This window comes from Bradyrhizobium sp. JR4.1, from assembly GCF_040548605.1.
Classification (GTDB): Bacteria; Pseudomonadota; Alphaproteobacteria; order Rhizobiales; family Xanthobacteraceae; genus Bradyrhizobium; species Bradyrhizobium canariense.
Map to the genome: position 1 here is coordinate 83,133 of NZ_JBEPRY010000010.1, position 17,835 is coordinate 100,967.

The window sequence follows — 17,835 nt, forward strand, 5'->3', positions numbered from 1 at the left end:
TGGTCCCGTTACCATGCCTGTGCGAGACGGCCAATGGCCGGCTTCGCCGCCTCGATCGCCGCGTCCTTCCAGCCGGTGCGTCCCATGCGCTGACCCTGCCGGCGCAGCTTGCGCATGTCGCTCAATCCCTCGATGTTGACGGCGGGTCCGGCCCCGATCGTTTCGATCGGTCGCGGCGTCAGCAGCGCATCGAGCCGCGCCTTGCCGGAGAGACCGAGCAGGTAGAACGTCCCCCCGTCCTTCTTCGCGAGCCATGTCTCGATGTTCTCGGCGCCCTCGCCGTCGACGGAGATGTTGCGGATCATGCTGGCGCCGGTGAAGTCGTTGCAGCAGGTGTGGGTCGGCCCGTAATTGGTAACGGTCGCGGAGACGTCGCCGGTGTAGAACACCACATAGGCGTTGCTGACATTGGCATTGCCGACCTGGCTCATCGTGAACACGCCGCCCGGCTGGTAGAGCTGGAGCGACGGCCAGTTGGACGGAGCCGGCGTACGATTGTCGAGCAGTACCTGCTGGGTTGCCGTGGTCAGCATGAGCTGACCCGGGACATAGCCGTTCAGGATCGCGACCGCGTGCGCATCGGTCCAGAAGTTGGCGTCCACCACCCTGAACTGGTTGATGATGATGCTGTCAGGGTCGATCGAGACCTTGGCCGAGGTCGCGGTGCCGCCGTTGTAGCCCGTCACGTTCATGATCAGCGGGACCTGCGGCGTCGAGCGGATCTGCTCGCCATTGACGTTGATCGTATCCGCGGCGAGGTCGAGCTCCCTCACCACGCTGACGAAGCCGATCGTCAGGTCACCCGGCGACGACAGCTTGATCGTGTTGCCCCTGATCCGATCGAGCGAGATCGAGCCCGCCGAAGCGAAGTGCGTGTCGCCGTTGGCGGAGATCGATCCGCCCCGGATGGAACCGAGATCGGAGCGCAGGTCGATATCGCCGGCATCACCCAGGATACCCGTACCCGTCGTGGTGAGCTGGCTGAAGGCGATGTCGTTGACGGCATGCAGGGTCTGTGTGCCGCCGCTGATCGCGGTGCCGAGAGTGATCCCCCCGACAGTCGCGGTGACGTCGAGCGTGCCGCCGGCCGTGAGATTATCCCAACGAACGACAGTGCCGCTCAAGACAGCGCTGCCGGTCGTGGCCGTGAGGTTATGACCGGTGTTGGTGCCCGCCGCGATCAGCCTGGCCGAGCCGTTGGCGGAGACCGAGCCGAGCGTCGTCACACCGCCCGACATCACCGTCTGCGCCAGGATGAAGCCGTTGTCCGCATTGACGTTGATGCTGCCGGCGTCGCCGTTGATACCGGTGGACGTGAGCGCGTTGAAGCTGACGTTGTCGTGGGCGCGGATGGTCTGTGTGCCGCCGCTCTGCGCGGTCTTGAAGCCGATGCTGCCCTGGCCCGCGGTCGCGTCGAGCGTCGTGCCGACGTTGAGAACGTTCCAGTTGATCGCGCCGCCGGCGGTCAGCAGGCCCGCTCCGGTGGTGGCGGCGAGCGTGTTGCCGGTGATGGTCGAGGTTGCGACCAGCGTCGCCCCGCCATGGGCGGAGACCGAGCCGAGCGTCGTCACGCCGCCCGACATCACCGTCTGCGCCAGGATGAAGCCGTTGTCTGCATTGACGTTGATGCTGCCGGCATCGCCGCTGTAGCCGGTGGACGTGAGCGCGTCGAAGCTGACGTTGTCGTGGGCGTGGATGGTCTGTGTGCCGCCGCTCTGCGCGATCTTGAAGCCTATGCTGCCTTGGCCCGCGGTCGCGTTGAGCGTCGTGCCGACGTTGAGGACGTTCCAGTTGATCGGCCCGCCGGCGCTCAACAGGCCCGCTCCGGTGCTGGCGGCGAGCGTGTTGCCGGTGATGGTCGAGGCTGCAACCAGTGTCGCCCCGCCATGGGCCGAAACCGAGCCGAGCGTCGTCACGCCGCCCGACATCACCGTCTGCGCCAGGATGAAGCCGTTGTCGGCCGTGACGTTGATGTTACCGACATCACCGCTGTAGCCGGTCGTAACCAGCGACTTGAACGTCACGTTCTGGCTGGCGTGGACCGTTTGCGAGCCGCTGCTGTCGGCCGTGCCGATGACAATGCTGCCATTGTTCGCGACGGCGCTGAAGCTGCCGCTCGCACCCGTGGCCGTGCCCGCCAGTACTTGGTCGAGCGTCAAGCCGCCTGAACCAACCAGATCCACTCCACCCTTCACTGCGGACAACAGGCTTGCCTCGGTGTCGGTGAGAGCCTTCAGGTAGATGCCACCGGCGCTCGTGCTCGCCGAAAGCCGAGCCGCGCTGAGGATGAGGCGGGCCGCCGCACTGCCGATGCCGTTCGATGCGTCTAGCGAGACTTCTGCCCCTGAGCCGGACGCGACGATCTTCGTTTGACCGTCGCCGTTGTCGATGATCGCTCCGGGCGAAGCGACGCCGCCAGCGGTAACGACGATCGACGGCGCGTTCGAGGCCGCCGCATAGGACAGCGACGAGTTGAGCTGGCCGATGGTCGCGTTGCCCGTGGTGATCACTGAGATCACGCCGGCCGCGTTGATGGCCGAATAGGCGCCCATCGACAGTGAGGCGGAAGCCAGCGTCACCCCGCCCGAGGAGCTGCTGGCCACCACCGGCGCCGCGCTGGTGCCATCGGCGAAAGTCACAGCGCCGTTTGCGAGCAGCTGCATCAGGCCAACGCTGGTGACATCGGCATTGATGCTGATCGCGCCGTGCGGCACGTTCAGCGTCAGTGTCCCGCCCGCAGTCAGCGCGCCGTAGGTGCCGGTCGCACCCACCGCGAGATCGTGCGCCACGACCAGGATGCTGAGGTCGCCGACCGCGGAGCCTGTGAGCGCGCCGGAGAGCTGCACCTGAAGCGGCTGGAACGTCGCGCCGTTGAAGCTGATATCGCCGCCGGCGCGCAGATCGAGATCCGTGCCGACGATATGCACCGCCGTGCGATCGGCGAAGTTGGTTCCAGCCTCGGCATAGATGCTGCCTGTCGCGGCCAACTGGATGGCGCCGGTCGCTGAGACGTTGCCGAGGACCAGGTCGCCGGTGGTCTGCTTCACATAGACGCCCAGTCCGGACGACACCTGATCAAGATGATCGCTGGTCGGGCTCGCGAAGGCGATCTGGATCGCGTTCGCGTTGGCCGCCGGGTCGGCTCCGGCCGCGCCAGCGCTGCCGATGTTGCCGTGCTCGGCGATCAGGGAGAGGTTGGGAATGTCGCCGGAGATCACAGGAACCCCGCTCACGCCCGCGGAGATGCTGCCCACCGCATCGAGCTTGACGTCACCCCTGCCGGTCACCTGGATGCCGCCGGCCTGCGCGGCAGCGATCGGACCGTAACTCGCGGCCGCAATGCCGCCGAGCACGAGGCTGTTCTTGCTGCCGAGATAGACCTCCGACAGCGCCTTGGCGGTGACCGCGGTTGGATTGTCCAGAATGACGAGGCTCTGTTGCGACAGCGTGACGTTGTAGGTCACGACGCCGGTCGTCGGGTCGGTCGAGGAGTTGACGACGAGCTGTCCGGGACCGGCCGAGGCGAGCAGTCCCTTCTGGGCGGACGTCAGCGACGAGGCATTGACACTCGTGAACGTGAACGTCTGAGGCGCCGCGAGCTGGCCGACCGAACCGTTCGGTGTGTACAGCATGACCTGGCTGGCCTTGATGTTGGCCGCGACATCCTCGCTGATCGGCGGTGGCGGTGCTCCGACGGCCGAGGAAGAGACGGTGTAGGCGAGCTGGCTCTGGGTCCATTGCGAGCCCGCTGTGATCATTCCGTAGAGCTTCTCGGTCGGAGCGAGCGTATAGGCATAGGTCGAGCTGTAGGTCGCAAGCGCCGTCTGCAGGGCCGTGTTGGTCGGCATAAGCTGATGGCCAGTTGCCACGCCGTCGAACAATCTGGTGAACAGGTTCGACGAGAGCGTGCTGCCGAACAGCGTCGCCAGCGGGTCAGAAGGCGCGGTGCCAAGCAATGTGGTCAGCGAGGCCTTGACCTGAACCGTGTCGATCATGCCGAGCAGGAACTGGTCCTTCAGCAAGCGCGTCGTGGCCTCATTCTGCATGTCCGTCGTCGAGACCGCGGAAGGATCGATGCCGAGCTTGGCGGCTACCTGCGCCCGCAGCACGGTCAGGCCCACCGAGGTCGGGCTATAGGTGTTGCCGTTCGCGAAGGCGACGTTCTTGAGCTGGAAGTAGTCGTTGTAGGCCGCCGTGACCATGGTCTGGTAACTGTTGACGGCTGCGGTCGCGCCGTTGCCGCTGAGGAGGTCCAGGCTGGTCCAGACATCCGCCAGATGCGCGCTCTGCTCGGCCGTGAGGCCGCCGGACGACAGGCCGTTCAATATCCTGGCTTGCGCCCCATCGGAGGCCGCGGCCTCGAGGAACACCGGGCCGCTCTTCGACTCGACCGTGCCGAGCCGCAGATCGCCCTTGGACTGCACGATGTAGGTTCCGGTCGTCGAATAGCTGTTGAGCATGCCGCCATCGACGCTGCCGTCGACCAGCGTCGTGCCGGTCGCCTGGATCACGAGCGGATTGATGTTGGTGAGGACGGTCGCGCCGTTGCTGACGCCGGTCACCGCGCCAATCGCACCGCCGGTGGACCTGATCTCGATGTTCTTGCCGACGACGACGGGGTTGGCGACGCTGTAGGCGGACGCCGAGTTGATGTCGCCGGTCGCCGAGATGAAGACGCTGCCCTGCGGCGCGTCGCCGGCCACGGTCGAGTTCACCTTGACCTGGTTGATCGACAGCGAGCCCACGGCCGCGATCGCAATATCGTGGTCGATCGAATTGGCGGTGAGGCTGCCGCCATAGACCTGCACGGAGACCGGCGCCCCGCCGGAACCGATGCTGCCGATGCCGCCCGCCGCCGACAGCGACACACTGGTGCCCGATATCACCGGGTTGTTGGCGTTCGCGCCGACCGTGATGGCCGAACTGGCGCCCGTGGCCACGACCGAGGTCGCACCCTGAAGGTTGTTGATGGGGCCGTTGATGACGATGCCGGAGTTCGACGTGACCGCGACCGTGCTGGCGCCGCCGCCGTTGAACTGGATGTTGATGGGGTTCGATGCCTTGACGGTGTTAGTCAGCGTCAGCGTCAGGTGATCGAAGATCTCCTGGAACCAATCGTACTGTCCATCCGCGCCGCAGCACTTGTCGGAATGGGTGTTGCCGCCGCCGCCGTGAGCCGAACCGGTCGCGGTGACGACCTCCTGGTAATTCGTGCTCTGCAATTGTCCCGTGGTGGCGCCGTTGGCGACCTGCTGCACGTCCGAGACCAGGCTGGTGGTGCGGACGAAGGAGCTACCGCTGTTGGGATCCCGCGAGGTGTATTGCCAGCCATAGTCAAACTGCGTGCTCGTCGTCGAACGATCCAGCCGCGCGGTGTCGACCCACTGGTAGTACATGTTGGCTTGCGGCGCGTATTGCAGGCCGGCCGTGCCGCTTGTCGCGGCAAGCATCGAGCCGTCGTACTGGCTCGCATTGACGCTGTTGGTTCGATACGTCGACACCTGCTGGCCGCCCGGGGCGGCAGGATTGTAGACGTACCACGTCGTCTGCGCCTTGAGCTGATCGACGATCTCGATCACGCTGGCTGCGCTGACGCCGGTATTGATCGTGTTGGTGACGAGTTGAAGGCCGGTGGTGTTGTTCACCGTGATCGTGCCGGCGCCCCCGTTGACGATGATGTTGCCCTGCGGCGTGCCGTCGGTCGAGGTCGAGATGATCTTGCCGTTCAGGTAGACGTAGCCGCCGGACCCCTGCACCACGCCATTCAAGAGGATCTGGTCGGTGGCGGCATTGTACCTCGCGCCGACCTGGACGTCGCTGCCACTCACCTTCGACAGATACTGCGTCAAATCCACATAGCTGCCGTGCTGCGCGTTGGTCTGGGCCTGGGCAAAGGCCGAGCTGTCGGCCTTCAGAGCGTTGATGGCGTTCAGCGCGCCGGTGCCGATATTGACCGAATAGTTGCTGCTCGAGCCGCTTTGGATGGTGCCGTTGATGTTGAGAACCGATGCCGACAGGATGATCGCCTTGCCGATGATGAAGGGCGCATTCGCCGGCGGGTTGGTCGCCGTGTTCGCCGTCTTCGGCGTGATCACATCGGGCTGGATGTTGATGACCTGGAAGTAGGCGGAGCAATGCGAGCAGTTGAACGGGCTGGAGCCGCTATAGACGCCCTGGCCATCATAGGTGCTTGCTTCCCATGGGGCGGTGCTGATGGTCTGCCTGGTCGGCCCCTCGATCGTCGCGAGCGTTGACGCGTCGGGAGTGCTGCCGGCATGTTCGTTGCCGTTGCCCGGCGCACCCGAACCCATCGGCAGGAAGATCGCCGAATAGAGCGAAAGGCCGTCGTAATAGAGATCCAGCAGCCGCGCCGTAAAGACAGTGCTGTTGCTCGCCGTACCGGCGACGCCCGCGCTGCCGGAGGCGCAGCAATAATAGGAGTACGGGTGATTGCCGCCGGAAGCAATATGCACGCCGCTGTCGTAGGCGCCATAGGCACCGAGATAGGTCGCCGCCGCCATCACCGCCGTCAGCGTGTCGTTGTCAGCCGGCTTGTACTCGGTATTGGCCCATTGCGAGGCCACGTCGTGGTTGGAGCTGAAGATGCTGCCGACGCCGCCGTTGAAGGTGAAGGAGCCGTTCGGCACCACCATCTGGATTGTCGCAGCATCGAACGTCTGCGATGCGACGACGTTGCCGAGATTGTTGGTGATCTTGAGCAGGCCGTTCTCGTTGGTGACGACGCCGTCGAAGTAGATGTCGGGCGTGCGCGTCAGGGTGTTGCCGTTCTGGTCGACACCGAGACCCGTGTTGGGATCCTTGCGGTTATAGACCGCCGAGATGTCGATGATCGGCGTCGCGCTGTTGTTCGACGTGAAAGTCACGTTCGACGACGACCCCGGGTCGACCTGCGGGTGCGTGACCAGCCCCCCCGTCACGTTGGTGATCGTGAGGTTCGACAGCGCGACGAAATCGAGGCCCTGGTTTTCAATCTTGATCATGGGCGAAGAGCGCGCGATCACCGATGGAGCGGCAAGACCTGCGCCACCTGCCCCGGACAGCCTCTGCGCCAGGATCGAAACGTTGCCGGCCGACACCATTATATCGCCGAACGCGAAGGCGTTGCCGGATGCATTGGCAGCGAACGGCGCCTGCTGGATCAGGGTATTGATCTGGCGCTGGATCTCGCCGGTCGGATCGGTGCCGCCAAACGTGATCGAGGGCTGCGTGGCGGAAAGCGCCGTCTGGACCTGCGTCGACGTCAGGCCACTCAGAGATGCGAGTTGAGCGACGATCGTCTGGTAAGGATTGAAGCCGCCCACGATGGTGTACTGGATCGTCTGGTGGTTCCAGCTCATCACCCGATTGAAATGATCGACGTCGGAGACGTATTCGAGCGAGAGCGGATCGTAGGGGCTCGTCGTAGACAGGGTCGGCGTGCTCGCGCCAAGCGCGATCGTGATCGTTTCGTCATTGTGGATGCCGGCCACCACGAGGCCGTTGAGCGCGACATTGCCGGTCCCGCCGCTGTTGTCGTTGCTGTGGTTGTCGCTGTTCTTGGCGCTGAAGATCTCCAGGTACGGATTGTAGTTGCTGCCGAGGCCGGAGGCCGTGACCTGGCCCGGCGTCGCGGTGAGCGAGACGTCGTTGGCGCCGAGCACCTTCGAGCCGATGGCAAGCGTCAGGCTGGTGTCGTCGTCGGCGTTGGCGGTGCCGCGATAGAGGCCCGAGATGGGAACGACCGTGTTGTTGTAGACCACCGTCGTCGCGTTCGCGGCCACGCTGCTGTAGACGCTGCCGTCGCCGGCCAGGCCTGCGGCGATGTTGATCTTGCCCCAGGCCTCCACTGTCGAGGTGCTGCCGACATTGACGTTCTGCGTTGCATGCACCCATGCGTTCGTGCTGGCACCGACTCCGCCGACCGCACCATAGAGGCTGGCGTTGGCGTAATTGTTTGCCGCCATCCGCGACGCCGAGCCGATATAGATGTTGCCGGCGCTGAACAGCTCTCTGGCCTGAATGTTGACCGTGAGCGTGGCATTTGCCGTCATGTCGGATTCGGCGCCGCCGCCGGCGAACAGGCCCGCGGCGCTCAAATTGACCGTGTCGGTCGTGCTCAGCGTGTTGTAGGCCTCGATGTTGATTGCGCCCGTCGTCGTTCTCGGATCGGCATTAAGGCTCAGGATCGTACCGGCGTCGATGTTGGTCGTGACGGTCTGCGTGACCCTGGACTTGCTGAGCGCCGCCGCGCCGGCAAACACGCCGCCGGAACCAGACCGCGCCCCGCCACCAGCCTGGTTGACCACGTCGTTGGCGATCACAACCATATCGCCGCCGGCCGAGTTGACGATCAGATGCGTGCCGATTTCAGCGGTGGTCGCCGACGTGACATCGTTCTGCGCGCTGCCACCGGAGGCGCCCGCCGTAGAGGCCTGATAGGCATCACCGCTGCCGGCATAATTCGTCGTATGTTTGGCCTTGATGTTGAGGCCGCCGAAATAAAGCGTGTTGTCCGTCGCCTCGCCATAGAGCATGGCGTCGGTGACCGCAGTGGTGGCCGTCGTCGCAACCGCTGCTGCGCCGGCATAGGTGCCGCCCGCACCGACGAGCGCGCTGGCGACGTTGGTATCCGTGCCCGTGGCGGTGATCTGGAGAACGCCCGTGTTGGACGCGGCGGTGACCGCGCCGGCCCCGAGATAGGCGTAGGTGTGGGCGCTCGAGGAGACCTGTGCGACGGTCGCGCCAATGGCGAGGAACCCGGTCGAGAGGCCAGTCGACTCGGCGTACTGGCTGCTGTCGTTCTCTGCGGCAATGACCACGTCGGCATTGGGAAGATGGATCCCGATGCCGCCATACGCACTCACCGTCGCGTTCTCGGACGCCCTGGCATAGCTGCCTTGGGCACCGATCAACGAGCCGCCGCCGCCCGCGAGCGACCAGGCGTAAGTCGTCGTGCCGCCCGTCGGCACCAGCGCCATGGCGGTCACACCGAGCGCACCGCCCGAGAAGGTGGTGTTGTCGCCGACATCGGCCGTGACGGTGGCCGTCACCATCGATTCCGCGACGGACACGCCGATGGCGCCGCCGCCGACCGCGACACCGATCGCCTTGCTCGAAAGCTTGGGCGTGATCGATGCCGACACCAGCGTGCCGGCGCCCGTCGCCGACGTGGTGATCGATGAGCTGGAACCGATCTCTGCCAGGACCGTCGAATTTTCCTTCGCTGTCGCAACTGCGCCGTCACCGGCGACGATACCGCCGGCGACCGCAGTCGCGGAAGCGGACATTGCGCCGGCCTCGGCGGCGCCAACCGCAAGGATCGAGCTGTTCACCGTCGCGTTCGACAGCACCTTCGCCGCGACCGAACTCGATCGTCCCGTGGTCGCGATCGACACCCCGATGGCTGCAAGGCCGCCGGTGCCGCCGCCCGCGGTCACGCTCTGAGTCGAGCTGTCCATCGCCATCACGGCGACGCCAGTGGCGCCGGTGCCGCCCGTTCCGGTCACGGAGCCGCCGAGTTGAGCCGTGACGGTATTGGCGACGTTGCCGACCGCCACCGCCGCATCCGCGCCGAAATAGAGCGCTGCACCGCCGGCGATCGCCTCGCTGTCGACGGTCTTGCCCGAATAAGGTCCGGTATCGGCGTCCTTGACCCGCGCCGCAACCGTGACGGACGGCGCGGAGACGATCGCGCTCAGATTGGCGAGGACGCTGCTGTCGACGCTGGTGTAACCGATGCCGGCGCCGATGCCGACGTTCTTGGCAAAGCCCGCGCCGAGCAGGAACATCTTGGTCGCGTTGGCGCTGGTGGCGGCGACGTTGACCTGCGTGCCGGTCACATTGCCGCCCGCGATCTGGGCGGTGACGCCGTCATTGCCGCCGGTCAGGACGGTGCTGACGTCGTAGGTCGAGGTTGCGTTGGCGTTGCTCGGATTGCCCGAGGTGCCGCCCGCGACCGCGTCGCTGCCATGCGAGGAATTGGTGCCCGCGTTCACTGATGCGAGGGTGCCGTTGTTGCCCTGATTGAGCTGGCCGGTCTGCTCGCCCTGCGTATCCGGATCGGCGGTGTTGGTGCCGATGATGATGACGCCGACGGTCGCACCGATGCCGACGCTGCCGCCGATGCCGGCGGTGACCGCGTAGGACAGGACTTCCTTGGTGCTGAGCGCGCCGACGTTGATCGCGCCGGACGAATTGAGGTCGCTGTTGCGGCTTTCCGCAATGGTCTGGCTCTTGAAGACGATCACGTTCGCCGCCGCGCCCACGCCGACGCCGGACCCGCTGGCGGCAATCGAAAGCGCGCCGGCGATCTCCTTGATCGCCACGTCCTCGGTGGCGTTGATCGTCACCGCGCCAGCCGAACCGCCAGTGGGGGACTGCAGCGTGGTGTCGTAGACGCCAGCGATGGTGGTGTTGTTGGCAATCTCGATGTTGGCCATGCCGGCGATTGCCGCCGTGCCGGTCGAGAGTGCCCCGCCAATCGAATAGGCCTGGAAGCGGTTCTTCGTCGTTGCCTCGACGTCGAGCGCGCCGCTCAGATTGACCGCAGTCGTGTGTGCCGCGCCGTTGCCCTGATAGTGGAACTCGTCGCCGACATAGGCTTCGGTCCGGTTCGCCGAGACCTGAACCAGGAACGCCGCCCCGATCGCGGCTTGGCTGCCATAGGCGCCCGAGCCGTTCGCCGACGCGATACCTGTGGCGTCGTAGGCGTTGACCGTGAGCGACGACGCCGTGAGGGAGCCGCCGTCGACATAGGCCTCGGTAGTTGCGACGAAGACGTTCAGCCCGACCGAGCCGGTGCCGAAACCGACCGCGATCGATGATGCGTCCTGCTCGGCATTGGCCTTCACGGTGACGGCGCCCACCGTTGCGCTCGCCGACTGCACGCCACCAACGGTCGCACTGGTGATATAGGCCTCGGTGTCACGCGACATCGTCGTGCTGAGAATGGTCGCACCGCCGCCCCCGCTCCCGGTTGGCGGCACCACGCCGGCGCCGAACGCGCCCGAATAGGAGAAGCTGCTGGCGGCCACATCGATCTGCGGGTCTAGCGTCGAACTTGCCAGCCGAGTGTCGATCGCCGCGCCGTCGATATAGGCCCTGGTGGATCCGCTCATCACATTGGTGATCGGATTGATCATGATGGAGATGCCCGAGCCCGCGGACAGGGTGGCGACGTTGGTGACGACGGCCTGGTGCGAGCTGGCGACGACGGCGAGGCCGCGCACACTCTCCTGGGTCTCGCTCAGATCGGGCGTGGTGTCGGTGGGCGCGCTGAAGCCGCCGAGATCGATCGCGTGCGCGAGCGTGCCGCTGTTGACGGAAAGCACGTCGCTCGTGCTGGTTCCGCGCGCATCCACTTTGGTTGTCGTCCCGCTGATATAGGCCGCGGTGGTGCCGGTGATCTTGTTCGTGACCATCGAGCCCGCGCCGCCTGCCGCGCCCTTGCTGATGGACACGGCGCCGGCGAAAACGCCCGCTTTGTCATTATTGCCAGCAATCACGGCAACGTTGTCGTTCGCAGTGATGTCGGCTCCGCCGGCGATGCTGGCGGTGACGTTGGTTCCCATCAGATTGGTGGCGACCGAACCGGCAAGGCCGATCTGCGAGGAAATCGCAATGCCGACGGCAACCGTCGAGATATCGGCATTCGAGTTCGCGTTGACGACGACATTGCCGGAGGCGGTCAGCTTGGAGCCGGTGACGCCGGCACTGACATTGTTGGCGATGCTGCTGTAGACGAGTGCCAGGCCCGCGGCGCTGCCTTGCGTCGAGGCGCCAGCGACCGCGGCGGCGCCGGTGATGCTGGAATTGTCGGTCGCGGTGACGGAGATGTTGGAGGCCGTCACGGTCGATTGCGTCGTGTCGGACTGGTTGTTGCCGATTGCCGCCGAAACATTATTGGCGATCGAGCTGATTGTCATGCCGCCGACGCCGGCAAACTGACCGGTCGCCAGGCCGAAGCCAATCGTGACCGACTGGATCTTCGTGGTGTCGACCGCATTCACACTGACGCTGCCGATCGTGGACATCCGGACGTTGGCGATATAGGCCGAATGCGTCGTCGCGATGGTATCGTACACCATGGAGGCGCCGACATTGTTCTTGCCGGCCTGGATAATGCCCGCAACGGAGATGATGCTGGCGCCCGGACCGTTCGCCGTGCCGTCGTTGAGCGCCGCCGCGCTAAAATCTATGCAATTCGCCGTGCCGTTGCCGGCGGCGGCCGTGCACGTGTCCGATGCGAGATGATTGTTGTTCGACTTCTTGACGAGATTGCCGAGTGCCGTATCGAGGTCCGACACAGCGCCGCTGTCCGCCAGCACCGTCACGCGCCCGACGTTGATGTTCACCGTCGAGTTGCTGCTGATATAGGCCGTGGTCGTGGACGTGATTTCGTCGACGACGATGGAACCCGACAGGCCGTTCGACCCTGCCCCGGCCGACGCGGCACCGGCCGCGATGATGCTGGCATTGTCGGCGAGCACCAGAAGCGAGTCGTAATTGCTGATCGACGTGGACTTGATGTGCGCGTCAGTCGCGTTGCCGCCGGAGGGATCGCCGATCGAAGCATACGTCATGGCGACGCCGAAGCCGCCCTGTCCGCCGGAAATATAGAGCGAACCGCCGCCAACCGCGATGTTGCTGGTCTGGTAAGCATCGACCTCGAGAGCCCGCTGGACGCCTGTGCTCCCGCCGGCGATCGTCGAATTTTCGATGTAGGCCTGCGCGCTGTCGGTGATGATGCCGACGGACAGCGCGATCGAGGCGGCGTTGGACCGCGTTGACGCGGCAAGGCCGATCGCCACGACGGTTTCCGATCCGCCGCTCAATGCCTGCACGGTCACGGACTGCTGGTTGTTGACCGTGGAGTTGGAGATGAACGCTTTGGTCACATTGTTCGAGATCGCCGCGGCGATGGTGCCGTCGACGGCCACGCTCGTCGAGCCGGCGCTGCCTCCCAGATTGGCAGCGGCGCCGCCCGAGCCGTTGTTGAGGATGGTGTCGTTGAGCGCCTGGACCAACAAGGTGGCCGTTGGGGGTGGCGAGTAGCGGTTGATCGTGGCGCCGGTAATCGAGGCGGTCGTGCCAAGGCTCACGTCGCTGATGGAAGAGCTGCCGGCAAGATCGATCGTGAAGCCGCTGCTGGAGGCGCCCGACGACGAGCCAACCTTGGCCAGCGCGGTTGAAATCCCGCCCGCTCCGCCGGTCGCGGCTGCGCCGACGGCACCGGCCTTGGTGCCGAAGTCCGAAACCGAAGGTTCCGAGATCGCAGCTGCAATCGACGCCGCGGTGATCCGGCCCGCGGTCGTCGCGGAAATCGCCAGATGGTCGGCCGTGACCGACCCGTTACCGCCGCCGTTCCCTGAGAACGGATCGTCCGAGCTGAACGGGCCCGACCGGATATCGCTGTGATTGTCACCGACGTAGGCAGCGGTGTCGGTGGTCGCGCCGAGATAGGCGACGGCGAGGCCGACGGCGGAGTTGCCGCCGGCTGACACCGCGCCGGCAACCGACAGCATCGACAGATCCTGCTGCGCGAGCACATTCACCGTCGGAGCCGACACCGTGGCGCCGATGCCTATCGAGGCATGCGTCGTGTTGTTCACGAGCGCGATCGACGTAATCCCGTTCAGCGCCAGGGCGCCGGCCGCCTTGCCGGAGGTCGGCGCGACGCCGAAGAACTGGTCGGTGGTCGATGCCGTGATGGAGACGTTGTCGGTCGCGCCGAGCGAAGCGCCGGACGCCACGCCGGCGATGGTGTTGTTCCAGAACTGGACCAGATTGAGCGCGCCGCCCAGCGACGAGCCGCCCGAGGTGTTGCCGGGAAGGAAGCCGAGCGTGCCGACATTGCCCGCAGCGTCGATGGAGGCCGAATAGGCCGTCGCCGCGATGGCGAGCGTCGCGTCGAAGCCCTGCGTCGTCCCGCTGTCCAGCGCAGCCGTCCACGCGCCGCTGCCGCAACTCGCAACCGTGCAGGTCGACGTCAGGCTGGCACCGGTCGCGACCCAGGCCGTGGTGTTGTTGTGAACCATGAAATTGTTCAACGACCCTGCGATGCCGACGGTGTCGCCGGCGTCCGCGGTCGAGTTGGCGTAGCTGGTCAAGATGCTGCCGCCGACGCCGAGATTGCCGTTGAGATGCCTCAGCACATCCGTCAGCGAGGCCCATTGCAACCAGGTGTTGGTGATCGGCATATAGGTGTTTGCCGAGACGCCGATCTCCGGCGCATTGATCAGGGTCGCGTCGCCGATATAGGCGTTCGAATTGTGCGTGAAATCGCCCCACGCGACCGCTGCGGCAACGGCCGTCGACTGACCATCGACCGGGCTCGAGCTGATCGCCGAGGCCGTCGCAATGCTGCGCACGCCCACGTCGATCACGTTGCTGATGACGGCGACGTTGCCCGACGTATAGATCGACGGCGCGCCGCCGCTGGGGTTTTGCGCAATCGCCGCCGTCGCGCTCTCCGTGCTGCGCGCGATCGTCAAGGCCGCCGCCGCCTTCAGGTTCAGATCCGCGGTGAAAAGCGTGCTGAACTGCTGGGAGAACAGGTTGGGATTCATCGTGCCAACGACCAGGGCACCCTGGAGTCCGGCAATCAAAGCCGGCGTACCTGTGATGGTCGAGGACGTCGTCGAGTTCGATGTCGTGTTCGAGGTCGCCTCGACCGTCACCGAGCCGTTCATCCGGTTCGAAGTGCTGGACCCCAGCGACGACCCGAGGGTCGCGGTCGCCGAGGTGTTGACGTTGCTGATCGCGACGGCACCGCCGACGCCGCCGTTCAGGGCCGGATTGTCCAGCCCGACCGAGGTTGCCGCCGTCGCGAAACTGTTGTTGTTCAACGCGCGCACCGAAAGTCCGCCCGTCGATCCGCTCGCGGTGCCGACGCTCAGGTGGGCGCCGGTCGCGACGTTTGCCGTGGTCGTCACCGACGCCGTCGAATAGGCCACCGTCGCCACGAGAACCGCGCTCGAGGTCAGCGATACGGCCGTGACATTCATCGTGGCATCGTTGGTGGCCTTGATGCCGAGGCTACCACCTGCGCTGATCGTCGCATTGCTTGCTACGTTGGTGGTGACGTTGCCGGCGATGTTCCCGACCACGACCGCAGCGCCGACCGGCGATACGCCGAGGAGCGACGAGGCGATAACGGGATCCTCGGCCCTCTCCGACCCGTACGCGCTGATCGAGACGTTGCCGCTGCCGGAGATATTGGCATGGCCGTTGATGTTCACGGTCGCGGTTGCGCTCGCCGCGACATAGCCTCCGTTGAGGCCCAGGATCATGCCGGGGACCGATTCGCCGACAAGCGCGAACGTCGAAGCGAGCGAACTCGTGAAGCTCGCCACCGCCGTGGAGCTCGCGCTAATCGAGATCGCGCCGCCGGTGATCGTGCCGTCAACGGTGATGCCCGTGGTCGCATGGGCGTGGCCAGACATCAGGGTCTGGCTCGCCGTGGCTGCAAGCGTGACACTGCCGCTGGTGTAGGTCGTTCCACCAGTATTGATCGCCTGGGCGAGGATCTGCGCTCCGTTGACGACGCTGATGGTCGGCGCGTCGATTTCGACGTTGATGGCGTTGCCGACGGAATGAGTCTTGGTGGCGTCGAGGTTGCGGGCATCGATCACCGCATGTGCGGCCAGCGTGACCGAATTGTCGGCCTGAACCAGATAGGTGCCACCAGCGCTCAGCGCCGCGATGGCATTGGCGACGGACGTGTTCCCGAGGGTTACGCCGACGTCGCCCTGGCTGGCGTCGCCGATCACCACATCGGTCGGGTCGATCAGCAGCGTCCCGGCCCGGCCGTTGGGGGCGGCGAGGTTGATCGCAACGCCGCTGCCGACGTCGATGACGCCGTTTCCGCTCAGTTCGACCAGGCCCGCATTGCCGGTTTTCGAGCTGGCGTTGATCTTCGCGCCGCTCTTCACGGTGACGTCGTTGCCGGCCTTGACAAGGACGCCGCCGGCATCCGCAGTCCTGCTCGCCGTGCTCAACCGCGCATTCTTGCCGAGTTCGGCTTGGTTGCCGGCCACGATCGTGATGTTGCTCGGCGTCGTGGTCTTGCTGCGCGCGGTCAGCCGTCCGTTCACGCTGGCGTTGTTGACGGCGCCGATGTGAATGGAGCCGTTGCGCACGGAAATCGCGGCGGCGCTGCGCAGCCCTTTGGAATTGACCGAGGCTGCGAACTTCGCGGCGTGATCGAGATTGGCAATGTCGCGCTGGCTGGCACCACCGACAAGGACGTTCTGCCCGGTCAGGCGCACGCCGTCGATGGCATTGACCCGGCCGTAGATCCGGATGTTGCCGTCCGGCGAGACCGGGAACGACCCCGCCATCAGATTGGCGACGGCCGAACCGTTGATCTGCCCCTGCGCGCCGATCAGACTGTCGGTGAACTCGCGCGTCGGCGTCGAGACGTTGAGGCTACCGACATTGACCGTGCCGCTGCGGCCGACCACGAAGCCCTTGGGATCGGCGAAATAGACGTTACCGCCGATCGCGCCGTTCATGTAGGAGTTCAGCGTGCCGTTGACGTAGACCGGAGCGTCGCGAACGATGTTGACGAGATTTTGTGTGCCGGTCGGCAGTTGCAAATTGACGGTGTTGCCCTGCCCGACGCTGAACTGCGAGAACGAGTTGAAGGCACTGGTGCCGGAGACGGTCGACGTGGTGACGTTGGTGACGCTGCCGGACGTCTGCAGGCTGGTTCCGGTGCGGCCGTCCGGCGTGATCACGTTGGCCGGCTGCGCCTGCAGGCGGACGCTGAACACCGGCAAGAAGACCATCTGCATCGCGCAGAGCAGTGACAACGAACGGAAGCGCGCAAGCCCCCGTAGCGTCAGCTCGTCATTGTCTCGCCTTGCAGATGGTCGGCGCATTTCAGATCCTCTTCATCGGCACTGGGGCCGATCCACAACCGGGTGGGAGAATGTCGTGGCAGTGCGGCATCAGAACTGGCCGGGCGGCAGCTTGAAGATGTCGGGACTCTTGGCGTCGGCCACGTAGAACAGCAGCAGGCTGGTCGGCGTCAGCACTCGCTGGTTGTTGTCCTTGTTCTCGAACGTGCCCTGGAGAAGCAGGATGACCGAGCGATCCTTGGCGTCACTGCCGCGGAACATCACGATGCCGCCGTTGACGGGCATGTTGACCGCGATGGAGTCGGGCTTGAAGCCCTCGCTGAGGAAATGGGCGCGCAGGATGTTGGCGTTGGAGAACAGCTTCTCCGGCGTGATCGCCGCGTCGGTGCCTTTCGACCAGACCGCGCCGACCTGGATCAGAGATTTGGACTTGTAGCCGAACACGTAGGAAAGCTCGGCGGTGCCGCCGTTCGGCAGCAGTTCGGGCGCCGAATAGAGCAGACTGTGCGTCAGCTCGGACGCATTGTCCTGCGCCCTGACGGCGTCGGGCTTTGCGCCGAAGTCCTTGGCTATCGCCGCGCGCACGTCGGCCTCGTTCATCCCGAACTTGGCGGAGCGGAAGCCGTCGATCGCCTTGGAATCGGTCGCCTTGGACTTGTCGTCCGGGGCCGCGGTCTCGGCCGCGGCTGCCGACGTCGCGCCGGCGGCGACCGGCGTCCCGGCGGCTGCGGGAGCGGCACCGGCGGCTTTCGGTGCCGGCGCAGCTTTCTGCTTCGGTACGGCGCCCTGGGCCGCAAGGGGTCCCGCTGCAACGGTGGTGAGCAGGCCGACGAGGGCCGGAACGAGATAGATTTTGCGCATCGAAAACCTTCGAAAAAATATGAAACAACGCTTCAAAAATCAGCAGCTACGAAATCGGCCTCCCCGAACCGTCATCACGACCGAGACGGAAAATGTTGCAACGCCGCGGTGC

General features: G+C 65.4%; 2 protein-coding genes. Both read right to left on the minus strand.

Going from position 1 to position 17,835, the window contains the following annotated elements:
• Positions 1–8 precede the first annotated feature (8 nt).
• Positions 9–16,883, minus strand: coding sequence for a leukotoxin LktA family filamentous adhesin (locus tag ABIB90_RS20735; RefSeq protein WP_354201295.1), 16,875 nt, complete (start codon positions 16,881–16,883; stop codon positions 9–11).
• A 69-nt stretch (positions 16,884–16,952) separates the two neighbouring features.
• Positions 16,953–17,723 carry a hypothetical protein gene (locus ABIB90_RS20740; RefSeq protein ID WP_219681019.1) on the minus strand — a complete coding sequence of 257 codons (771 nt, stop codon included), beginning with the start codon at positions 17,721–17,723 and terminating at the stop codon, positions 16,953–16,955.
• Positions 17,724–17,835 lie beyond the last annotated feature (112 nt).